This is a genomic window from Pseudomonas sp. (assembly GCF_049590575.1).
Taxonomy (GTDB): Bacteria; Pseudomonadota; Gammaproteobacteria; order Pseudomonadales; family Pseudomonadaceae; genus Aquipseudomonas.
In genome coordinates, this window is the sequence record NZ_JBAWDE010000222.1 from 1 (window position 1) to 22,146 (window position 22,146).

At 61.1% G+C, this 22,146-nt stretch carries 13 protein-coding genes and 2 pseudogenes; 9 read left to right on the forward strand and 6 right to left on the reverse strand.

What is annotated here, in order from left to right:
* The 3 genes from WBR57_RS14945 to WBR57_RS14955 form a co-directional block, all read left to right on the forward strand.
* A partial coding sequence (locus WBR57_RS14945) for an OB-fold nucleic acid binding domain-containing protein (RefSeq protein WP_424084473.1) occupies positions 1-455 on the forward strand: 455 nt, incomplete at its 5' end.
* Between the two features lie 124 nt (positions 456-579).
* A complete protein-coding gene (locus tag WBR57_RS14950) occupies positions 580-2,292 on the forward strand; it encodes an ATP-binding protein (protein WP_424084474.1) in 1,713 nt (570 codons plus the stop codon).
* A complete protein-coding gene (locus WBR57_RS14955; RefSeq protein ID WP_424084475.1) occupies positions 2,289-4,808 on the forward strand; it encodes an excinuclease ABC subunit A in 2,520 nt (839 codons plus the stop codon). Before WBR57_RS14950 ends, WBR57_RS14955 begins: the two co-directional genes overlap by 4 nt.
* 85 nt (positions 4,809-4,893) lie before the next feature.
* Here WBR57_RS14955 and WBR57_RS14960 read toward each other — a convergent pair whose 3' ends face one another.
* Together WBR57_RS14960 and tkt are read right to left on the reverse strand one after the other, a co-directional pair.
* Positions 4,894-8,394 (reverse strand): hypothetical protein, encoded by a 3,501-nt coding sequence (locus WBR57_RS14960; protein WP_424084476.1) that lies wholly within the window; start codon positions 8,392-8,394, stop codon positions 4,894-4,896.
* Between the two features lie 140 nt (positions 8,395-8,534).
* Entirely contained in the window at positions 8,535-10,598 is a 2,064-nt protein-coding gene (gene tkt, locus WBR57_RS14965; RefSeq protein WP_424084477.1) for a transketolase, read from the reverse strand.
* A gap of 174 nt (positions 10,599-10,772) precedes the next feature.
* Here tkt and WBR57_RS14970 point away from each other — a divergent pair, with 174 nt between their 5' ends.
* A complete protein-coding gene (locus WBR57_RS14970; RefSeq protein WP_424084478.1) occupies positions 10,773-10,997 on the forward strand; it encodes a DUF465 domain-containing protein in 225 nt (74 codons plus the stop codon).
* A gap of 168 nt (positions 10,998-11,165) precedes the next feature.
* Here WBR57_RS14970 and hglS read toward each other — a convergent pair whose 3' ends face one another.
* Positions 11,166-12,542: a 2-oxoadipate dioxygenase/decarboxylase HglS gene (gene hglS / locus WBR57_RS14975; protein WP_424084479.1), complete on the reverse strand. Its 1,377-nt coding sequence runs from the start codon at positions 12,540-12,542 to the stop codon at positions 11,166-11,168.
* A 290-nt stretch (positions 12,543-12,832) separates the two neighbouring features.
* Between hglS and WBR57_RS14980 the strand changes: the two genes are divergently transcribed.
* Positions 12,833-14,245, forward strand: coding sequence for an OprD family outer membrane porin (locus WBR57_RS14980; RefSeq protein ID WP_424084480.1), 1,413 nt, complete (start codon positions 12,833-12,835; stop codon positions 14,243-14,245).
* 69 nt (positions 14,246-14,314) lie between these two features.
* On the forward strand, positions 14,315-16,951 hold the full coding sequence (locus WBR57_RS14985; RefSeq protein ID WP_424084481.1) for an MGH1-like glycoside hydrolase domain-containing protein: 2,637 nt from the start codon (positions 14,315-14,317) through the stop codon (positions 16,949-16,951).
* Positions 16,952-16,999: 48 nt separating this feature from the next.
* On the opposite strand, the gene WBR57_RS14990 is transcribed toward WBR57_RS14985, so the two are convergent.
* The gene (locus WBR57_RS14990; RefSeq protein ID WP_095016621.1) at positions 17,000-17,314 is read right to left on the reverse strand and encodes an SCP2 sterol-binding domain-containing protein; all 315 of its coding nucleotides are present in this window, start codon (positions 17,312-17,314) and stop codon (positions 17,000-17,002) included.
* Between the two features lie 56 nt (positions 17,315-17,370).
* A complete protein-coding gene (locus WBR57_RS14995; RefSeq protein ID WP_424084482.1) occupies positions 17,371-18,081 on the reverse strand; it encodes a histidine phosphatase family protein in 711 nt (236 codons plus the stop codon).
* Between the two features lie 193 nt (positions 18,082-18,274).
* Between WBR57_RS14995 and sohB the strand changes: the two genes are divergently transcribed.
* On the forward strand, positions 18,275-19,300 hold the full coding sequence (sohB, locus tag WBR57_RS15000; RefSeq protein WP_424084483.1) for a protease SohB: 1,026 nt from the start codon (positions 18,275-18,277) through the stop codon (positions 19,298-19,300).
* Positions 19,301-19,375: 75 nt separating this feature from the next.
* Here the strand turns inward: sohB and WBR57_RS15005 are convergent.
* Positions 19,376-19,693: pseudogene (locus WBR57_RS15005) on the reverse strand (MFS transporter); the annotation flags it as partial.
* On the opposite strand from WBR57_RS15005, the pseudogene WBR57_RS15010 reads away from it, so the two are divergent.
* Positions 19,685-20,314: pseudogene (locus WBR57_RS15010) on the forward strand (LysR family substrate-binding domain-containing protein); the annotation flags it as partial. The pseudogenes WBR57_RS15005 and WBR57_RS15010 sit on opposite strands and share 9 nt — an antisense overlap.
* A gap of 255 nt (positions 20,315-20,569) precedes the next feature.
* Positions 20,570-22,135 (forward strand): TerC family protein, encoded by a 1,566-nt coding sequence (locus tag WBR57_RS15015; RefSeq protein WP_424084484.1) that lies wholly within the window; start codon positions 20,570-20,572, stop codon positions 22,133-22,135.
* Positions 22,136-22,146 lie beyond the last annotated feature (11 nt).

Consider the following 22,146-nt stretch of genomic DNA (forward strand, 5'->3'; position numbering starts at 1 on the left):
GCCCAGACGAGGCGGTGGTGGAGTTGCCCGCACCCTCGGTGGGCGAGGACTTGCACGCCGATTACGCGATGCTCGGCACCACCCTCGGCCCGCATCCTCTGGCGTTGCTGCGTGATGAATTGCGCAGGCGGCGCTGTCGCAGTTCGAACGAGCTGCTGGCGGTGGAGCATGGGCGCAATGTCAGCGTCGCCGGGTTGGTCACCGGTCGCCAGCGGCCAGGCACTGCCAGCGGGGTCACGTTTGTGACCCTGGAAGATGAATTCGGCAACCTCAATGTGGTGGTCTGGCGTGACCTCGCCGAGCGCCAGCGCCAGGCGCTGGTGGGCTCGCGGCTGCTCAAGGTGGATGGCCGCTGGGAAGCGGTGGGCGAGGTGCGGCACCTGATCGCCGGGCGCTTGACCGACCTGACGCCGTTGCTGGAAGGAATCACTGTGCGCAGCCGGGATTTTCATTGAGGGGGAGTTGCCCAACGCTCGGCGGATCAGCAATATGCAATGAAACGTTTCACGCCCGCGGGGCTCCAAGCAATTATCAGGGCTATAGCGACCCCTCCACGTATCCGTTTGCCAAGAGCCAGCCATGCAGTTTTTATCCAATACCCACGGTTGCCAAGGCTGGGGCGGTGAAATGGCCCAGCGAATCCGCGCGTTCGATTGGTCGTCGACCCCGTTGGGGCCGATTGACCAGTGGCCCTGCAGCCTGAGCAGCGCTGTGCAAATGTTGCTGGCCTCGCCGATGCCGATGGTGATGCTGTGGGGGCCGGCCGGCCATATGATTTACAACGACAGCTATGCGGTGTTCGCCGGTGGACGGCATCCCTATCTACTGGGTACACCCGTGGAACTGGGCTGGCCGGAAGTGGCCGATTTCAATCGCCATGTGATGGACACCTGCCTGGCAGGCGGGACCTTGTCCTATCGCAATTTTCCCTTGGAGTTGCTTCGCAACGGTCAGCCTGAAGAAGTCTGGATGGACCTGTATTACAGCCCCGTTCCCGATGATGATCAGCGGCCTGCCGGGGTCATGGTGATGGTGATCGAGACCACCGAACACGTGAAGTCTGAACGTGTGCGCCAGGAGCTTACGCACAACCTCGAGCAGCGCGTCGCCGACGAAGTGCAGGCGCGTTCTGCCGCCGAAGAGCAACTGCGCCAGTCGCAAAAACTTGAAGCGATTGGCGGGCTGACCGGTGGCGTGGCCCATGACTTCAATAACCTGCTGCAAGTGATCGCCGGCAACCTGTACCTGCTGGCCCGGCATGAGCCGGACAACGAGCAGGTGCAACGGCGCGTCACCGCGGCGATTTCGGCGGTGGAGCGTGGCGCCAAGCTGTCCTCGCAACTGCTGGCCTTTGCCCGTCGCCAGCCGCTGTCCCCCGCCGTATACAACCCGCAGCGTATCTACGCCGGCCTCGGCGAGTTGCTGCAACGCGCGCTCGGGGAGACCATTCATATCGATGTGCAATTGCCCCAGGACTCCTGGTGCATCAACGTCGACCGCAACCAACTGGAAAACGCGCTGCTCAACCTGGCCATCAATGCCCGCGATGCGATGCAGGGCGAGGGTGTGATTCGGATCACCGGCGAAAACATCATCCTCAATCCCAGGGAGTGCGCCGGCAAAAGTATCAAGCCGGGCGAGTACGTACGCCTGGCCGTCACGGATATCGGCGTGGGTATGCCGGCAGCGGTGTTGGCGCGGGTGTTCGAGCCGTTTTTCACCACCAAGCGCGAGGGCCATGGCACGGGCCTGGGCCTGAGCATGGTGTTTGGCTTTGTGCGCCAAAGTGGCGGGCATGTCGAGGTATGGAGCGAGGAGGGCAGGGGCACGGTGGTGCAAATGTATTTCCCGCGCAGCCTGGGTGCAGAAAGCCTGGACACCCACGTCGAACCCACGCCTGACGTCAGTGGCCAGGAGACGATCCTGGTGGTCGAGGACAACGACGACGTCCGCGTGACGGTCGTGGACCTGCTCGAGCAGGCCGGCTACACCGTGCTCACCGCCGTAGACGGCGACCGCGCGATGCAGGCTTTGCAGGGCGGCCTAAAGCCGGACCTGATTTTTACCGACGTGGTGATGCCAGGCAAAATCAAAAGCACCGACCTGTCCAACTGGGCGCGCGCTCAAGAGCCGCCGATTGCGGTGCTGTTCACCTCCGGCCATACCCGCGACATCCTGTCCAGCAACCATCTGCTGAGCCCCGACATTCATCTGCTGAGCAAGCCCTACAGCCCCGAAGCCCTCACGCAACGGGTGCGCAGCGTGCTTACCGCCCACCAAGGTTGCCCATGACTTCACAGCGCGACATCCCCCCGATCACTGCACAGCGCCCGGGTTTTGTCCGCGTGCGCGGTGCCCGCGAACATAACCTGCGTAACGTCGATGTCGACATTCCCCGGGATGCCCTGGTGGTATTCACCGGCGTGTCCGGTTCGGGTAAATCATCCCTGGCGTTTTCCACGGTGTATGCCGAAGCCCAGCGGCGTTATTTCGAATCCGTGGCGCCCTATGCGCGACGCCTGATTGACCAGGTGGGCGTGCCGGACGTGGACTCCATCGAAGGCCTGCCACCGGCCGTGGCCCTGCAACAGCAGCGCGGCACGCCGAGTGCGCGGTCGTCGGTGGGCAGCGTGACCACCTTGTCGAGCCTGATCCGTATGCTCTATTCGCGTGCCGGCAGCTACCCGCCTGGGCAGACGATGCTGTATGCCGAGGACTTTTCACCGAACCTGCCCCAGGGCGCGTGCCCGCAATGCCATGGCCTGGGCCGAGTGTATGAAGTGACCGAGGCGCTGATGGTGCCGGACCCTTCGCTGACCATCCGCCAGCGCGCCGTGGCGTCCTGGCCATTGGCGTGGCAGGGCCAGAACCTGCGCGACATCCTGGTGACGCTGGGCTACGACGTGGACATCCCGTGGCGCGACCTGCCGAAAAAGCAGCGCGACTGGATCCTGTTCACCGAAGAAACCCCCACCGTCCCGGTGTACGCAGGCTTCACCCCGGCGCAGACCCGCGATGCGCTTAAGCGCAAGCTGGAGCCGAGTTACCAGGGCACGTTCAGCGGCGCGCGGCGCTATATCCTGCACACCTTCACCCACACCCAAAGCGCGCTGATGAAAAAGCGCGTGTCGCAGTTCATGCAGGGCAGCGCCTGCCCGTTATGCGAGGGCAAGCGCCTGACCAAGGCCGCGTTGTCGGTGAAGTTTGCCGGGCTGGATATTGGTGAGCTGGCGCAGTTGTCGCTGACCCGCTTGGCGGAGGTATTACGCCCGGTCGCTGCCGGGCAGGACAAGATGAAACTATCGGTGGAAAAACGCCTGGCGGCCCAGCGCATCGCCGAGGATCTGCTCGAGCGGGTGAGCACCTTGACCGAGTTGGGGTTGGGCTATCTGTCGATGGAGCGCAGTACGCCGACCCTGTCATCCGGCGAGTTGCAGCGCCTGCGTCTGGCGACGCAATTGGGCTCGCAATTGTTCGGCGTGATCTATGTGCTGGACGAGCCCTCTGCAGGCCTGCACCCGGCCGATGGCGAAGCGCTGTTCACCGCGCTTGAGCGCTTGAAGGCCGCCGGCAATTCATTGTTTGTGGTGGAGCATGACCTGGAAACCATGCGCCGGGCCGACTGGCTGATCGACGTCGGCCCGGCCGCTGGCGAACATGGCGGGCACGTGCTGTACAGCGGGCCGCCTGCCGGTTTGGCAGAGGTCGAGGCGTCACAGACACGTGCGTATCTGTTCGCCGAACCGCAGCCTTCGAGCGCGGTGCAACGCCAGCCCACTGGCTGGTTGAAACTCGAAGGCGTAACGCGCAATAACCTAAAGGGTTTGAACGTGGATTTCCCGCTGGGCTGCTTTACGGCGGTGACCGGTATTTCCGGCTCGGGCAAATCCAGCCTGGTCAGCCAGGCACTCTTGGAACTGGTCGGCACGGGCCTCGGTCGGGTGCTGGAAAACGACGAAGAGCCGAGCCTGGAAGACGACGCGCCGCAAGCCAGCGGTGGGCGGATCAGCGCCGGGCTGGAACAGATCCGGCGCCTGGTGCAGGTCGATCAGAAACCCATCGGCCGCACCCCGCGTTCCAACCTGGCGACTTACACCGGTTTGTTCGATAACGTGCGCAAACTGTTCGCCGCCACCCCGGCGGCGAAGAAACGTCATTACGATGCGGGGCAGTTCTCGTTCAACGTCGCCAAGGGCCGCTGCCCGAATTGCGAGGGCGAGGGCTTTGTCAGTGTCGAATTGCTGTTCATGCCCAGCGTGTATGCGCCATGCCCGACCTGCCACGGCGCGCGTTACAACCCTGAAACCCTGGCGATCAAATGGCAGGGCTTGAGCATCGCCCAGGTCTTGGGGCTCACCGTGGAGCAGGCGGTTGAGGTGTTTGCCGAGCAACCGGGTGTGTTGCGTTCGCTGCAAGTGTTGCGCGATATCGGTTTGGGTTATCTGCGTCTCGGGCAGCCAGCGACGGAGTTGTCCGGCGGTGAAGCGCAGCGCATCAAGTTGGCTACTGAGCTGCAACGTAATGCCCGTGGCGCGACCTTGTACGTGTTGGATGAGCCGACGACCGGGTTACATCCGCGCGATGTCGATCGCTTGCTCAGTCAGCTGAATCACTTGGTGGAGGCGGGGCACACGGTGGTTGTGGTGGAGCACGAAATGCGCGTGGTGGCGCAGAGTGACTGGGTGATTGATATTGGGCCGGGGGCAGGGGACCTGGGCGGTAGAGTGGTTGCCAGTGGCACGCCGCAAAAAGTCGCCAACAGTAAAACCAGCCGGACTGCGCCATTCTTGGCTCGGGAGCTTATCTGACTAATCGCTGGTATCCGTGAACGTTTTCGGATTGGGTCAAGAGCGCAATCAACGGGATGAGCATCCCTGCTCCAAGCAGTAAGGGTTAAGTTTGAGGGCTTATGGTGCGACCGGGGGTTTGGGCGGGTGGTGTTTGTCGGCTGTAATCATGGGTGCCGATGCCGGTGTTTATCAACCCTGTGTTACTCAGCAAATCCACCGTGTCTGTGCCCTTCCAGGGCTTGGACGATTGCCCGATCTGGCGCAGGCTGTATCGCTGCCCGCCGGACGCCCATTTTCGAAAGTCGGCAAGGCCTTTGGCCAGGGGGCCAGACCCGGCATTGCCTATGCTTTTGACACCGATTGAAGAGAGGCGGAATAAAGACTTGCTGGTGTCTACGACCGCGCCAGGAAGATTGAACATCGACAGGGCGGCCTTACCCACTTGTGCAAGTTTGAACGCGACCGTGGTACCTTTTGCGGCCGCCTTGACAGCGCCACCTACCACGAACAGCGTGCCGAAAACTTCCAGCCCGAGACCGAGCGTCCCCATCGCCATGCGTTTCGGATCGCCCGAGGCGATTTCCTCGATATTGCCCTTGAAAGGAATGAGCGTGTTGATAATAAAAGTTTCAGCAGCGTCGAATCGCTGCTGAATGCTCTCATTTCTTGTTATCCCTTTGGCATTCGTCAGCATCCATGGGCGGTTGATGAACATCCGCTCATTCCTGAAGGCCTGAATTATTTTATTTGTCCGCCTGGATGAATAGGTGTTCGGTAACGGTGCGGGTTGGTTTCGATACTGTTTATCCGCTGGGAAATACCCCTTGATATCAATGTCTCCCGCCAACGTCGGGTGATGTTTTTTGAGCAAGCGCAGCGCATCTTTGTGTTTCTTGATAGCCACTTTTTTCAGCGTGTTCATGCTGGCCAGCAACTCCGGGCGCAAGCTATAGCGGCCTGTCGCCGGGAGAAACTCATAACACTGGGCGCCCGACGCATCACTGGCAAATATGATCGGGCCCATCAGTTGCTGCGCTTGCTCTTGGGTGAGGCCTGGGTCCTCTGACTGCTGTAACGCTGAGGCGCCAAATACGAAGACCTCGCCAAACTCCAGGCGTACTCTATCTTCGAGAGGCATTTCGCTCATCATCACTCGGACTGACTTGAGCTTGAACTTTTCAAGGTACTCGGTCGCGGCATTGAACTTGCCATCGAATACCTGATTGATAGGCTTTAACCTTGATAGCTGGGGTTTCAGCGACTCAAATTTCGCGCGGTCGCGCGCGCTGGTAAATTTCCATGGTGTGGTATTTACATTTTCGGCAGTCAGCGCGCCCGATATATACAGTTCGTAGACGGAGCTGGGCTCAATTAACTGCTCCGTCGTCGATACCGGTCGATTATTGACAACGGTGGGCAACCCGCCCGACACCGAGTTGGAATAAGTTAAAAACGCTTTTACGGTTTTATATAACACTGAGTCGGGTTCGGCATAAATCGTGGCCTTTTTAAGGAAGTCGCCATTCCCCGGGCACACCCTCTCCAGCTCCTGTCTGCCTGCTTCAAGGCGCGTGGTAAATACTGCGTGGGCGTTATCAAGATCACTGCTCATGGTCTTGTATTCGTTGATACGCTGGTTGTAGCTATTGAGCGCGCATTTGACGGCTGACGGCGAATACGCTTCCTTGGTGGTGATAACCCCCTGCGCAAGGGCCCAGTCATAAATAGGCCCGGCACTCTGCGCCGCTTGCAATTGCTGGTGATCACTGGAGATGGGGCTCAAGAAGGCGCGTGAACTGATTTGTTCTGCACTCATGTCGCGTGAACTGCCTTGAGCGGCCAGTTCCACCATTGCGGTTTGAATCCGCAAGTTCACCAGCGGCAAACTCCCCACCCGTTCTTCACCCGCCCCTTTAACCAGGAACTCGGGAGCGACCGTCGCCAACAAGGCATGCGTGATCAACACGGCCTGGTTCATGGGCAGCTGTTTAGTTGCGCCGATGTGTTGCTCCAGTTCGGCACGCACCTCGGACAGTTTTTTCCCTGTGTTCGATGCTGAATACAGGTTGTAGCCAGCAATATAATTACGCTTCAAGCCCAGCTCTGGATCAATGCAGAGCAGGTCACGGGTCAGGATCATCTGTTTGCGGTAGCTTGGGGAAGCCTCTAACGTTGCTGATGTCGGATCGTCTTTCAAGGCGCGCAGAATGGGCTCGCAACGCCTCAAGCCAGCGCCTTGGGTCAGCGATTGGGTGATGAGCTCATCGGCGTTCTCACGGACTTGCTCCAGGGTTTTGCCTGACCACGGTTGCGGCGAACAATCGAGCATCGTCAACGTTGGCTCTGCACCCGCGCCAGAAACTGAACGGCGTACTCTGTCGCGCTGCTCGGTGCTCAAGTTGTCAGGTGACTGCGGGGAGGTCAGATAATCCCGGGCGTAGCTGCCTAACGAAGGTCCGGGCGGCAGCGGGTTGAGCCTCCAGTTCAACAGGTTCCGCACCTCTGCGACAGTGACCCTGGCCGGCAACGCATCTATCCCCGCAAAGCGCAGCAGTTGTTCCGCGCTGGCCTTCGCGCCGGAATTGATGATGTTTCCGGTAGTTTTCGCTTGTTCGATGGCGTTATCCAAAAGAGCCGACAGTTGTGGCCTGCTTCGAAGGTCCACCGTCACGTCGATCCATTGTGAGAGCGGGCCACGGCTCTTTAAATAAAATGCCCCATCGACCAGCCGAGCCGGCGCATTCCAATCTGCTTGGCAGCCACGCAGGACATGCAGCATGGCGGGGTGGTCCCTCAGGTTCTTCAGCAGTTGGGGCTTGGATTTGTTGGCCATCGCGAATGACGACCCCGGCGTTATGGCCTGAAGAATCGTGCGTAAATCAATTCGCGCATCGTCACGCTTGCCCTTGATGGCGTCGAGCAGTGTTTTTACCAGTGCGGCGTCTTGCTCTGTGTCCATGAATTCGCGCGATGCCAGCTCCCTGACTTGCGAAGAGCGCAAAGGATCATCTGCCACACCGGCGATGGGAAAACCGCTGGCCTTGAGTTGGCTGGCCTGCGCCGTGCTGATAGGCCAGGCCACGCCATAGAACGCGGCGACGTTCTCCGGCCAGAGCACAGCCCTGGAGCCGCCGAGCAGACCCGACTGTTGCGGGTCAAGTATCGCAGCGCTGGCGATGGCTTGGCGCCCTATCGGCCACCAACCAGAACCGTCGGAAGGGGTAAAGGTTCGCTGGGTGACCCTGCCGTTCACAATCGATTGTGCGGTCAATGTGGAGCCCCGTAGATGAAGCGAGCGGGGTACGAAATTTTGCGCTTTCACCCAGGCCTGCATGGCAGGCGCCGCCCACGACTGGTTGAAAATATCCAGCCACTTGCCCACCGATGTCTGTGTGGACACAGGCCGCCAAGAGCCGATGTTGTTGTGAGCGTCGGCTAAAAGCGTGGCCAGTTCATCGTCAGCTTTTTTCTGCACGTCAACCGACTGCCCTGGCTTAACGGGCACCTGTGCACTGGGTGGCTCTGTTCGATTGACGTTGGCTCTGGGCGCGAAAAACCTTCCACTGTAAGAAACGCTTAGGGCATTGGCATTGAGTAAACTCATGAAAAACGCTCCAGGTTAACAGGAGCGCGCATTCTGAAAATCTTTTCCCTTGCTCAGAAGTGGATTCCTCCTAAATCTTAGAAGCATTCGGAGTGAACCGGACCACGGCAACAGGGGGCACGCCCCCTGCCTTGTCTTGGTTAGTGCTTAGCCAGTTGAATCTGCGCTTTGGCCTGCTTCACCACGTTCTGCGCCGTAAACCCAAACTTCTCCTGCAACTTGGCCAGCGGTGCCGATGCGCCGAAGCTGTTCATCACCACCTTGGCGCCGGTCTGGCCGACATAACGGTCCCAACCCAGCGGACCGGCCTGTTCCACCACCACGCGTGCTTTCACCGCGGGCGGCAACACGCTGTCGCGGTAGGCCTGGTCCTGGTCTTCAAACAGTTCCCAGCTCGGCATTGACACTACTCGCGCGGCTATCCCTTCGGCCGCCAGCTGTTCATAGGCCGCCACCGCCAGGCCGACCTCGCTGCCGGTCCCGATCAGGATGACCTCAGGCGCCTCAGCCCCCGCCAACACATACGCACCCTTGGCTGCACCGGAGGCGGCCGCATATTTGGTCCGATCCAATGTCGGCAACGGCTGACGCGACAGCACCACGCAGCTCGGCCGATGGGTCTGCGCCAGGGCAACCTTCCACAGTTCCAGGGTTTCGTTGGCATCGCCCGGGCGCAGGGTCAGCAAGCCCGGTGTAGCACGCAGTTGGGTCAAGTGCTCGATGGGCTGGTGCGTCGGCCCATCTTCGCCCACACCGATCGAGTCATGGGTAAACACAAACACCACCGGCAATTCCATGATGGCCGCCAGGCGGATCGGCGGTTTCATGTAATCGCTGAACACCAGGAACGTCGAGGTGTACGGCCGCAGGTAGGACAGCGCCATACCATTGGCAATCGCGCCCATGGCGTGTTCACGAATGCCGAAGTGCAGGTTGCGCCCGCTGTAGTCGTCGGCGCTGAAACGCCCGGCGCCGTCGAACGTAAGGTTGGTCTTGGTCGACGGCGACAAGTCCGCCGAACCACCGAGCAGCCAAGGGATTTGCTGGGCAAACGCATTCAGCACTTCGCCACCGGCAGCACGGCTGGCCACGCCTTTGGCATCGGTATCGAAAGTGGGCAACTCGTCCTGCCAATGCTCGGGCATTTCGCCGGCACGCATGCGGCGCAGCTCGTCGGCCAGCTCCGGCTCGTACTGTTCCAGCTGCGACAAGTGCTGCTGCCATGCTTCGTACAGCGGGCGGCTGCGCTCCAGCAACGCATCGCGCAATACCGTGCGGGCCTCGTCGGGCACCAGGAAGCTTGAATCCTGCGGCCAGCCGTAGGCAGCCTTGGTCAGGCGGATTTCATCATCGCCCAACGGCTCGCCATGGGCGGCGGCGGTGTTGTGTTTGTGCGGCGAGCCGTAACCGATCACGCTGTCGACCACGATCAGGGTCGGTGCGCCGGTGTTGGCCTTGAAGGTTTCCAGGGCGTTGCTCAGGGCCTGCAGGTCATTCGCGTCGGTGACGTGCAAGGTGTGCCAGCCGTAAGCCTGGAAACGCTTGATCACGTCCTCGCTGAACGCCAGCTCGGTGTGGCCTTCGATGCTGATGGTGTTGTTATCGTAGATCCAGCACAGGTTATCCAGCTTGAGGTGCCCGGCCATCGACGCGGCTTCGCTGCTGATGCCTTCCATCATGTCGCCGTCGCCGCACAGGGTGTAGACGTTGTAGTCGAACAGCACTTTGTCGTCGCGGTTGAAGCGCTTGCCCAGCCAGCGCTCGGCCATGGCCATGCCCACGCTGTTGGCGCAGCCCTGGCCCAGGGGGCCGGTGGTGGTTTCGACGCCGGTGGTCATGCGGTACTCGGGATGGCCCGGGGTCTTGGAGCTCATTTGGCGGAACTGCTTGATATCGTCCAGGCTGATCGCCGGTTGCCCGGAGCGTTTGCCGTGGGCATCGATCTCGACCACGCCGGCCAGGTGCAACAGCGAGTACAGGAGCATGGAGGCATGCCCCACCGACAACACAAAGCGGTCACGGTTGGGCCAATCGGGATGCTCCGGGTGGTAGCGCAGGAAGCGGCTCCACAGCGTGTACCCCACCGGCGCCAGGCCCATGGGCGTGCCCGGGTGGCCGGAATTGGCCTTCTGCACGGCGTCCATGGCCAGGGTGCGAAGGGTGTTGATGCATTGGGTGTCGACAGCAGTGGCAGCGTGAGTCATGAAACCGGTCTCCCTCGAGTGGCGATCTACAGTGGAGGGCAGGGCGCGGCAAAGGTTTGATCCCATCGCCCGGCGTGCGACGAACGGGGATGGTTTGACCGCGGACATGACAAGACCCCTTGGAATGGGCTAGCTTCAAAGGCGTAGCCATTGATCAACTTGCGGAGGTACGCCATGCCAGTGAAACACGACCTGTATCAGGATTTGGGGTTGAGCAAGGAAGTCGTTCACGAACGCAGGGCGGGCGACAAACGCCTGGACGCGCTGCTCACTCAATACGACGCGGCCGACGCGCAGGTGCTCAAAGCCGAGTCGGCCAAGGCCAGCGATAAGGATGTGGAGGAGCTGAAGAAGAAACGCTTGTTGGTCAAGGACGAGATTGTCGGGCGGTTAGGCTGACCGACACACTCAGCGGTAAGCGGTAAAATTTATTCAGAATTGTCTGAAAGACAGCCCTTATTTCACTGTCTATGATGCCGCCCGCCCACCCGGCTCTGGGGACTGTTGCGGCGCAAGGATTGCGTCGGTGAGCCGGGTGGGCACTCTCTGTTTATAAAAGCAGCCTGTTTATAAAAGCAGCGTTTTGATGCAGTCATCGACAGCACGCTGCTGCGTCTCGCCATACAGCGTCAACTCATCAATCGTGTTGCGCCCCAGCGCTTGCTCGAACGCCGCCTGGTTGGAATTGCCCGCGTAGTGGCTCTGCGCTGCATCCCCCAGGTTCGATTGAAAGATCCCCGCCGCACTTACCGGTAGAAAATCCTCATACACCAACGGCTCCACGTCCACATGGCCGGCAGCGATCAGCGCTTCCAGCGTGCGTGGTTGATCGGCCTGCCCGCGTGCCGCCAGGCCTCTGTCGGTGGCGAAGTAGCGGAAGTAGGCCAGTTGCTGTTCACGCATCTGCGCGTGGTCGTCCGGGAAGGCCTGGAAGTGCTGCTCCATCAATTGCCTGTAACGTTCGGCGTTGCCCTCATTGGGGAACGCGCCCAGTGCGTCGCGCGCAGCATTCAGCAACTGGTCGTACAGGGCACGGCCCTTGGGGGTGAGGGCCACGCCACGTTGTTCGATTTCGCCGAAGCGCGCGCTGTGGCTGCCTAGCGCATCGCTGAAGGCAATGGGCTCGTCGAGGGCCTTGAAGCTGGTCTGGCGCAGCAGGATTGGGCAACGGCGGCGCGGCGGCCCCTCGATCACGGCCTTGGGTGTGATGCCCTTGCCCGGCATGGCGGCCTGGACCTGGTCGATGTCCAGAGTACGCGGGGTCAGGTGGTTGATATGCGGGCCCTTGAAGGCGACCACGTCGGCAATCAGGCGGTGCTGATCGCTGAGCTGCTGGTACTGCGCGCCGGTGACGGTGGCGGTGTGATGCCAGCGAAAGGTCTCCAGGGCCTGGCGGATAAATTCCTGCGCATCCGCGGCGCCTAGGCCGCCATCCCTTTCCGCTTGTTCGATCAGCGCGAGGGCGCCGGGGGTGAAGATCGAGCGCTTGGCCAGCGCGTTTTCGGCAAAGGCGCGCAGCTCGGGGTTTTCGATCAGTTCCAGGCGCAGCAACGAGGTGAACACGCGAAACGGGCTGGTCTGCAGCGCCTGTTCGTGCACCGCGCGAAACGCCGTGGAGTGCACGGGAACGCCGGCCGGGGTCAGGTCGTAGTAGCCCACCGGTTGCATGCCCATCACCGCAAACAAACGGCTGATGGTCGCCAGTTCGGCGCCAGTGCCCAGGCGGATCGCGCCGTGGCGTTCCATGTCCAGGCGCAGGATTTCGCCGGTGCGTTGCAGCTGTTGCGCCAGCTCCGGCTGGGTGTCGAGCACCTGGGCGTTGGTCTCGGCGACCAGCTCCATCAGCGCGCCATACAACGGCACTTCATCGCGGTACATGTCGGACATGGCCTTGGAAAAACCCTTGCGGATCTCATCGGGGCTGACCTGTGCAGAGCTGTGCATAGAAAAATTCCTGATGGCGGTGGCGATGAAGGTGGCCTGTGCCTGGATTTTGTTGGGCTGCAGGCGCGCTGGCAAACGAAGAATCTTCAGGACTTCATTCTGCAAATGAATGAGATGACATGAAAATGAGAAAAACCAGCCGGCGAGAAATTTCATTTCTGCCCCGGTTTTACTAACTAATTCTTCACGGAGTCCGCCCCGGTCGGCATGAAAGAATCGTCACGTTTGCAAGGATGAAAACGTCGTTTCGCACACCACACACATAAAAATATGTTTAGGGGCCGTCGTTAATGAAAATTTCTACACTGGCGTTGTCGATCACCGCCGCCGTTCTTGCACAACAGGCTTTCGCTGATGATTTCGGGCTTGGCGCCCTGGGCACGGGCAACGGTCACAGCGGCTTTCTCGAAGACAGCCATGCGGCTATCAGCTCGCGGACCATGTACTACAGCGCGGATAACCGCTCGGGGACCAATAACGATCTGCGCGAAGCGGCCACAGCGCTGCGCTTTGACTACAAATCCGGCTATACCCAGGGCACCCTTGGCGTCGGCTTTGATGTGATGGCCTTCGGCGCCCTGCGCCTGGACGGTGGCGACGGCCACACGGCGGGCCCGGGCCTGGCGGGTAACGGCAACAGCTTCTTCCCGACCAAGAATAATGGCACCGAACCGGCCGATTCCTTCGGCCGCGCGGCCGGCAATGTGAAGTTCCGCATTTCCCAGACCGAGTTGCACGTCGGCGGTGCCCTGGCACCGGTGTTGCCGATCCTGGTCTCCAACGATAGCCGCGTGGCGCCGCAGACCTTTGACGGCGGCATCCTCACCTCCAGCGACATTCCCAACGTGACCTTCACCGGCGGTGAGCTGAACCGCGCCGAAGGCCGTGCCTCCAGCAACTCGACGGGGCTGAGCGTGGCCGGTGGCCTGCGTGACAGCGACAGCTTCAAGTTCGGCGGGGTGGACTACAAACCCTTTGGTTCTTCCGACAACGCCATCGCGAAAAACCTGACGTTGCAGTACTACTACGCCAACCTGCAGGACTTCTACAAACAGAACTATTTCGGCCTGGTCCACGTGTTGCCGCTGGGCAACGACCAGTCGTTCAAAACCGACCTGCGTTACTTCGACAGCACCAGTGACGGCAAGAATGGCGAGGCCGGCTACCAGTTCAACAACAACGGCGGCTATGCCAAGCACAAAGGTGAAGTGGACAACCAAACCTACAGCGCGGCCTTCACTTACCAGTTGGGCGGCAGCAGCCTGATGCTCGGCCACATCGGTATCAGTGATGACGGCGGCTTCGTCTGGGTCAACCAGGGCAGCCTGGCCGACCCCCACGCGCAAGGTGCCGGCGGCAGCGACTTCTACCTATTCACCGACGCGGTGGTCGGCCAGTTCTCGCGTGCCGGCGAGCAGGTCAACTTTGGTCAGTACAGCTACGACTTCAAGGCTTACGTGCCGGGCCTGAAAGCCTCGGTTGCCTACCTGGACGGCAAGGACATCAAGTCGGCGGCGGCCGGCGGCGGTCCTGACCAGAAAGAAAACGAGACCGACTTGCGCCTGGATTATGTCGTGCAGGCCGGCCCTCTCAAAGGCTTCGGCACGACCTTGCGGACCGGCACCTACCACGGCAAAAACACCGGCACCGCCGACCAGGATCAGACCCGCCTGATCTTCAACTACACGTACGCGATCTTCTAAGTCTTCATGTGCACTGGGGCGTCATTGGGTTCTACACTGCCTCTCACCTGACAGGCGATGGAGGACCCAATGACGGCCACACCCGACAGCCGAATGCTTGCAACAATTGAAGGCCAACGCCTGGCGACTCAAGACGCCGAACGCTGGCGCGAGTGGGGCCCGTATTTAAGTGAACGCCAATGGGGCACGGTGCGCGAAGACTACAGCGCCAACGGCGACGCCTGGGCCTACTTCCCCCATGAACACGCACGCAGCCGCGCCTACCGCTGGGGCGAGGACGGCCTGGCCGGTTTCAGCGACAAGGCGCAACGCTGGTGCCTGGGCCTGGCCTTGTGGAACGAGCGCGACGCAATCCTCAAGGAACGCCTGTTCGGCTTGAACAACGCCGAGGGCAACCACGGTGAAGACGTCAAGGAGCTGTACTTCTTCGTCGACGGTGTCCCAAGCCATGCCTACATGCGCATGCTCTACAAATATCCGCATGCAGAATTTCCCTACGCTGACCTGATCGCCGAAAACGCGCGACGCGGGCTGGCCGATGCCGAGTACGAAATCCTCGATACCGGCGTGTTTGAAGACAACCGCTATTGCGACGTCAGCGTCGAATACGCCAAGCACCAGCCCGACGATATCTTCATGCGTGTCACCGTGCACAACCGCGCGGACCAGCCGACGCGCCTGCAGGTATTGCCGCAGTTGTGGGCGCGCAATGACTGGAGCTGGACCTTTGACGCACCCAAGCCGACATTGACGCTGGACGGCGACCGCGTGCTGGCCCGTCACCATGAGCTGCACGATCGCTATCTCAGCGCCTGGGGCCAGGACGGCGTCGAATGGCTGTTCTGTGAGAACGAGACCAACTTCCCCAGGCTCGACGGGCAACCGGCACCGGGGCCGTTCAAGGACGGGATCAACGATTACGTGGTGGGCGCCGATCAATCGGCGGTTCGCCGCGACGCCGGGACCAAGGTCGCGGCGCGTTTCATCCTTGAGCTGGCGGGCCAGCAAAGCAAAACCCTGTACCTGCGGTTTGCGCCGTCGGAGGCGCCTGAGGTGAATGCGCGCAAGCTGTTCGAGCTGCGCCGCCAGGAGGCGGATGATTTCTACGCCGCCTTGCAGCAGGGCTTGCAGGACGACGACGCGCGCAATGTACAGCGCCAGGCGCTGGCCGGGTTGCTGTGGTCCAAGCAGCTTTATTATTTCGACGTGAACCAGTGGCTCGATGGCGACCCGGCACAGCCCGCGCCGCCGCCCGAGCGCCTGCATTTTCGCAATACCCATTGGCGCCACCTGTCGAACTTCGACATCCTCTCCATGCCCGACACCTGGGAATACCCGTGGTACGCCTCCTGGGACCAGGGCTTCCAGGCCGTGGCCTTCGCACTGATCGATCCGGGCTACGCCAAGCAACAGTTGCTGCTGCTGGTGAAGGACCGGTTCATGCACCCCAATGGCCAGCTGCCGGCCTATGAATGGCGCTTTGACGACGCCAACCCGCCGGTGCATGCCTGGGCCAGCTGGCGGGTGTATCAGCAGGACAAGGCGCTGACCGGCGTAGGCGATCTGGACTTCCTTGAGCGGATATTCCACAAACTGTTGTTGAATTTTTCCTGGTGGGTCAACCGCAAGGACGCCGAAGGCCGCAACCTGTTTCAGGGCGGCTTTCTCGGGCTGGACAATATTGCCTTGTTCGACCGCTCGGCCGCATTACCGCCCGGTTATCAGCTCGACCAGGCCGACGGCACCGCGTGGGTGGCGGCGTATGCGCTGGACTTGATGCGCATCGGGCTCGAGTTGGCCAAGCGCAACGTGGTGTATGTGGACATCTCGGTGAAATTTTTCGAGCACTTCCTGTACATCGCCGGCGCGATCAACCGCGTCGACGACGGCGCCGAAGGCCTGTGGGACGAGCAGGACCTGTTTTTCTACGATGTGCTGCACCACCCCGACGGCCACAACGAACCGGTACGCCTGCGCTCGATCGTCGGGCTGATGCCGCTGTTTGCCGTGCTGGTGCTGGAACAGCGTGAGCACGAGGGCCTCGAAGGTCTGCGCGAGCGCCTGCTGGGCTTCATGCATCACCGGCCGGACCTGGCCAAGCTGGTGTCGCGCTGGAACGAGCCGGGGCAGGGCAACCGCCTGCTGCTGGCGTTGCTGCGCGGCGAGCGCACCAAGGACTTGCTGCGGCGCATGCTCGATGACGACGAGTTTCTCTCTGCGTTTGGCGTGCGCTCCTTGTCCAAGGCCTTCTCTGAACAACCCCTGGCGCTGAAGATGAATGGCGACACGCTGTGCGCGCGCTACCAGCCCGGCGAATCCGACTCGCGTTTGTACGGTGGCAACTCCAACTGGCGCGGGCCGTTGTGGATGCCGGTCAACTACATGCTGATTGAATCGCTGCGCGAATTTCACCGCTATTACGCGGACAACTTCTCGGTGGAATACCCGTCCGGGAGTGGTTATCTGGCGTCTCTTGAGGAAGTTGCCGACGGGCTTAGCCAGCGCCTGACACGCTTGTTTTTAAGAGATGAGGATGGCCTGAGGCCGTCGATGGCAGGGTATGCGCAGTTGGAGGCGGACCCGGCCAGCCGCGACCTGGTGTTGTTCCATGAGTATTTCCATGGAGAAACCGGGCGGGGGTTGGGGGCGTCGCACCAGACGGGCTGGAGCGCGTTGGTGGCGTTACTGCTGCAACCGAAAAACTGATGTGGGAGAGGGCACGCCCCTCCCACAGGATTCAGGGTGACCCGTGAATCAGGCCGGGAACAGCTCGCTCAGCTTCATGGCCAGCATCATGTCGCCTTCGGTGCGCAGCTTGCCGCTCATGAAGGCTTGCATGCCGTCGGTCTCGCCGCTGACGATGCCTTCCATGGTTTCGCCGTCGGTGACCAGGGTCACTTGGGCGTCCGGGTTTTCGCCTTCGAGCAGTTCGCAGGTGTTGTTCTTGACCACCAGCGAGAAGTTCTGGGTGTCGTCGATACGGAAACCGAACACCAGGTCCAGGCCGTCGGCAGCGGCTGGGTTGAATTTGGCTTTCATTGCTTCTACAGCTTTGGCTACGTCAGTCATGGTTTCGATCCTTTAGGGTAGAGTCCAGTGACCTTGGGGTCACGGTTGGCCGCAGTTCATCGGAACGTGATGAGCTGCGGCGCCTTCAACAGTTGCAAGTGGGTATGGCTGTTGAAGGAAGCCAGTGCCACCTCGCGCCCGCGGAACTTCAGCTGGTTGAGCGAGGTGTTAACAATTTGCCAGTTCAGTTCGAAAGCCTGGGCGGCCGGCATTCGGGTAATCAGGTGGAGCAGGGCGGTGATGGTGCCGCCGGAGGTGAACACGGCGATTTTCTGGGTGTTGTCCGCCGCTTCAAGAATGCGTTGCAGGCCACCCTGGACCCGCTCGACGAACCCCAGCCAGCTCTCCAGCCCAGGCGGGTCATAGGTTCCGGCCAGCCAGCGCTCGATGATCAGGGCGAAGATGCGCTGGAATTCGGCGCGGTTCTGCGCGGCATTGCGCAAAATATCCAGGGCATGCGGCTCGGTGGATAGCAGGTCGGGGAGCAGCGCGCGGATGATTGCTTCGCCATCGAATTCGTTGAAGGCAGCGTCGATTTCCAGCGGGGGAGCCGGCAGCCCGAGGGCGCTGTATTGATCGAACGTGGCGGTGGCTGTGTGCTGCTGGCGACGCAGGTCGCCCGATACGCAGCGGTCGAACACCAGGCCCAGGTCAGCCAGGTGGCGCCCGAGCACTTGCGCTTGCTCCACGCCGACGGGCGACAGGACGTCATAGTCGTCTGCACCGAAGGAGGCCTGGCCATGTCGAATCAGATAAATGCTGCCCACGTCCGTTTTCCCGGTACGTTGAAAGTCTGGCGAGGTTATGAGGATGCCTGCGAGCTGTCAATGAAAAAACATACGCTTGTTTTAAAAGCCCGTTGGAGGCTGGCTGCTGGCGGTTAGAGCACTGGCCCGAACGCTGTGCCGTCGGTATGCTGGGCCCATCCGCGCCCGGCGCACTGTACTTGTAAGGAGCAACATGGATTTTCTGGCCGAATACGCGAGTTTTCTGGCGAAGACCGTCACCCTGGTGGTCGCTATTCTGGTGGTATTGATCAGCTTCGCGGCGCTGCGCAGCAAAGGTCGTCGCAAATCCGCCGGGCAGTTGCAGGTCAGCAAGCTCAATGACTTCTATAAGGGCCTGCGTGAGCGCCTCGAGTCGAGCCTGCTCGACAAGGACCAGCTCAAGGCGCTGCGCAAGTCCGAAAGCAAAACCGAAAAGAAAAACAGCAAGAAGAAACCCGAGGCCAAGCCGCGGGTGTTCGTGCTGGATTTCGACGGCGACATCAAGGCCTCGGCCACCGAGAGCCTGCGTCATGAAATCACCGCGCTGCTGAGCCTGGCCACGCCAAAAGACGAAGTGATACTGCGCCTCGAAAGCGGTGGCGGCATGGTGCACAGCTATGGCCTGGCGTCGTCGCAGCTGGCGCGTATCCGCCAGGCGGGCGTGCCGCTCACCGTGTGCATCGACAAGGTGGCGGCCAGCGGCGGCTATATGATGGCGTGCATCGGCGAGAAGATCATCAGCGCGCCCTTTGCGATCCTCGGCTCCATTGGCGTGGTGGCGCAGTTGCCCAACGTCAATCGCCTGCTGAAAAAACACGATATCGACTTCGAAGTGCTGACCGCCGGTGAGTACAAACGCACCCTCACCGTGTTTGGCGAAAACACCGAGAAGGGCCGCGAGAAGTTTCAGGAAGACCTGGACATCACTCACCAACTGTTCAAGAACTTCGTGTCGCGCTATCGCCCACAGCTGGCGATTGACGATGTAGCGACCGGAGAAGTGTGGCTGGGTGTTGCGGCGCTGGACAAGCAACTGGTCGACGAACTGCAAACCAGCGACGAGTACCTGGCCACCAAGGCCAAGACCGCCGAGGTGTTCCACCTGCACTATGCCGAGCGTAAAAGCCTGCAGGAGCGCGTCGGCCTGGCCGCCAGCGGTTCGGTGGACCGTGTGTTGCTGACCTGGTGGAGCCGCCTGACCCAGCAGCGCTTCTGGTAAGTTCGCAATCTGGACAACCCCCCTGTGGGAGATTCTATGGTGAGGGCTGCCCCTCAACCATAGAATCTCCCGCATTCAGTTTTGGCTCAGCACACACGGCTGTGGCGCCTGGGGGATCGGTTTTCTCATCAATATCCCCACCACCAGTGCGCCCAGCAGCCCCAACAACCCCGCGACCCACAACACCCCGCTGAACCCGCCCACAAACGCCTGCCGTGCCACCGGTTGCGCTATCGCCCGCGCGGGCTCCGGCAACAAGCCCATCGCCGCCGGCATATCGCCCGCCACCACCCGCGAAGCAATCCCCGCCACCTGCGCTTGCCACTGCGGGTCAATACTCGCACTCAACAGTTGCTCGCTATGGCTGCTCAGCAACGCCCCATACACACCGAGCGGGCCGGGCGTGGGGAAAGCGGGCATATCGAGTTGGGTTACGTGGCCTCGGCGGTCTACTCGGGCCTGTTGCAGCGACAAATGCAAGGGTTCTGCCACGCGTCTCCCGCTGTGAGCGTGAACGTGCGTGAGTGTGCGATGGCCACCTTGCCGGGCGCCGTGGCGGATGGGCGTTATGACATCGGCTATATCCGCTCGCCCATGCCCCTGCCCGATGGGCTGGAGGCGCTGAGCCTGGACACCGAAGGCTTTGTGCTGGCGCTGCCACCGGGCTCCTGGCTGCTGGGGCTGAAGGCCATCGGCTGTGAGCACCTGCAAAACGAGACGTTCATCCTGCCGGAGCAAATCAGCGGTACGTTACAGGTGGCTGCCCAGGGCGGTTTTGCACCGCGCCTGGGGCCGCAACCGGGTGGGCTGGTCGCGGTGATGGCGCTGGTATCGTTGGGGCAGGGCGTGGCGGTGGTGCCGGCCTCGGTAGTGGGGCATGTGAGTTTGCCGGGTGTAGCGTATCGCAGCATTCAAGGCAGTGACGCATCGTCGTGGCTGTCGCTGATCTACCGGCGCTTCGAACAAGCACCGGCGGTGGTGCGGTATATCCAGCAGGTAAAAGCCAGCATCTGAGTTCGATTACAGATTTTGTAATAGTTTTGCGTTGTAGGAAATCCGCGTTTCGCCTGTACGATCCAAGTCCTTTTTGTTATTTCAGGACTTGCATGAACACCCTCTCGGAGCCTCCCAGTCGTCTTTCCCCAAGACACACGCTGTCGCTGTTCCCGCTGAAGCACCCGGTATTCCATCTACTAACCTTATCCCGGTCAACCGACCGCGCTTTGCCGTGTCTGGCATTCTGAACATCTAAATACAGAGACTTTATAAATGGAATGGTTAGCGGATCCAACGGCCTGGCTCGGCCTGTTGACCTTGATTGTGCTGGAACTGGTGCTGGGCATCGACAACCTGGTGTTTATCGCGATCCTGGCGGACAAGCTGCCGCCGGAGCAGCGCGACCGTGCGCGGTTGATCGGTTTGTCGCTGGCGCTGCTGATGCGCTTGGGCCTGCTGGCGAGTATTTCCTGGTTGGTAACCCTCACGCAGCCGCTGTTCGAGGTGTTCGACAAGAGCTTCTCCGGCCGTGACCTGATCATGCTGTTTGGTGGTGTGTTCCTGTTGTTCAAGGCCACCATGGAATTGCACGAACGCCTTGAAGGCCATGTGGCCCAGCGCACCGGCAATGTGGCGTATGCGATGTTCTGGCCAATCGTCGCGCAGATCGTGGTGCTCGACGCGGTGTTCTCCCTTGACGCGGTGATTACCGCCGTGGGCATGGTCGACGAGCTGGCGATCATGATGATCGCGGTCATTGTGTCCATCGGCTTGATGATCGTGGCGAGCAAACCGCTGACCCGTTTCGTCAACGCGCACCCGACCGTGATCATGCTGTGCCTGGGCTTCCTGATGATGATCGGTTTCGCCCTGACCGCCGAAGGCTTGGGCTTCCACATTCCGAAGGGCTACCTGTATGCCGCGATTGGTTTCTCGATCCTGATCGAAGTGTTCAACCAGATTGCCCGCTCGCGTCGCAAGAAGTCGGCACAAGGCGTGCTGCCGGTGCGTGAGCGCACCGCGCATGCGGTGATGCGCTTGCTCGGCGGCCGCAGCCTGGCGGTGGAAGAGGTGGGGGAAGAGGTGGCTGACTTGCTGGGTGAGCCGGATGCCGCCCAAGGCCCGCTGTTTGATCGACGCGAACGCGTGATGATCAGCGGCGTGCTGCAACTGGCCGAGCGGCCGATTCGCACGCTGATGACGCCCCGGGCCAAGGTCGACTGCATCGACCTGGCGGACGACCCCGAGACGATCCGCCTGAAACTGATGCATTCGTCCTACTCGCGCCTGCCGTTGATCCGCAACGGCGCGGTGGATGAGCCCCTGGGCTTCGTGCACAAAAAGGAATTGCTCAAGGAATACCTGGCCGGCAACGAGCCGAACCTGGAGCACCTGGCACGCCGGGCGATCAACCTGCTGGAGAGCTTTTCGATCCTCAACGCGCTGGAGCAGATGCGCCAGGAGTCGACCCACATCGCGTTCGTGATCAACGAATTCGGCGACTTCATGGGCGTGTTGAGCATGACCGATATCCTCGAATCCATCGCCGGTGAGCTGCCGGATGCCAGCGAAATCGAAGGGCCGGATATTGTTGAGGAAGGTCAGGGCTACCGCGCCAATGGCGCCCTGAACCTTAACCTGGTGCGTCAGCGCACCGGCTTCAAGGCGGCCGCGACCGAGGATTACCAGACCCTGGCGGGGTTGGTCATGAGCTTGCTCGACCGCCTGCCGGTGGTCGGTGATAGCCTGGAGCATCAAGGCTGGCGTTTGACAGTTGCTGCGGTGGAGGAGCGGCGGGTGACGCAGGTGGTGCTGGCCCCTGGGGCGAGTGAAGCGTAATCGGGTGGTCG

What these genes read in the sequence shown, in the direction of transcription:
- WBR57_RS14990 (WP_095016621.1), bottom strand. Translation starts at nt 17,314, where the DNA reads ATGACTGACGTAGCCAAAGCTGTAGAAGCAATGAAAGCCAAATTCAAC.
- WBR57_RS14985 (WP_424084481.1), top strand. Translation starts at nt 14,315, where the DNA reads ATGACGGCCACACCCGACAGCCGAATGCTTGCAACAATTGAAGGCCAA.
- sohB (WP_424084483.1), top strand. Translation starts at nt 18,275, where the DNA reads ATGGATTTTCTGGCCGAATACGCGAGTTTTCTGGCGAAGACCGTCACC.
- tkt (WP_424084477.1), bottom strand. Translation starts at nt 10,598, where the DNA reads ATGACTCACGCTGCCACTGCTGTCGACACCCAATGCATCAACACCCTT.
- WBR57_RS14980 (WP_424084480.1), top strand. Translation starts at nt 12,833, where the DNA reads ATGAAAATTTCTACACTGGCGTTGTCGATCACCGCCGCCGTTCTTGCA.
- WBR57_RS14960 (WP_424084476.1), bottom strand. Translation starts at nt 8,394, where the DNA reads ATGAGTTTACTCAATGCCAATGCCCTAAGCGTTTCTTACAGTGGAAGG.
- hglS (WP_424084479.1), bottom strand. Translation starts at nt 12,542, where the DNA reads ATGCACAGCTCTGCACAGGTCAGCCCCGATGAGATCCGCAAGGGTTTT.
- WBR57_RS15015 (WP_424084484.1), top strand. Translation starts at nt 20,570, where the DNA reads ATGGAATGGTTAGCGGATCCAACGGCCTGGCTCGGCCTGTTGACCTTG.
- WBR57_RS14970 (WP_424084478.1), top strand. Translation starts at nt 10,773, where the DNA reads ATGCCAGTGAAACACGACCTGTATCAGGATTTGGGGTTGAGCAAGGAA.
- WBR57_RS14950 (WP_424084474.1), top strand. Translation starts at nt 580, where the DNA reads ATGCAGTTTTTATCCAATACCCACGGTTGCCAAGGCTGGGGCGGTGAA.
- WBR57_RS14955 (WP_424084475.1), top strand. Translation starts at nt 2,289, where the DNA reads ATGACTTCACAGCGCGACATCCCCCCGATCACTGCACAGCGCCCGGGT.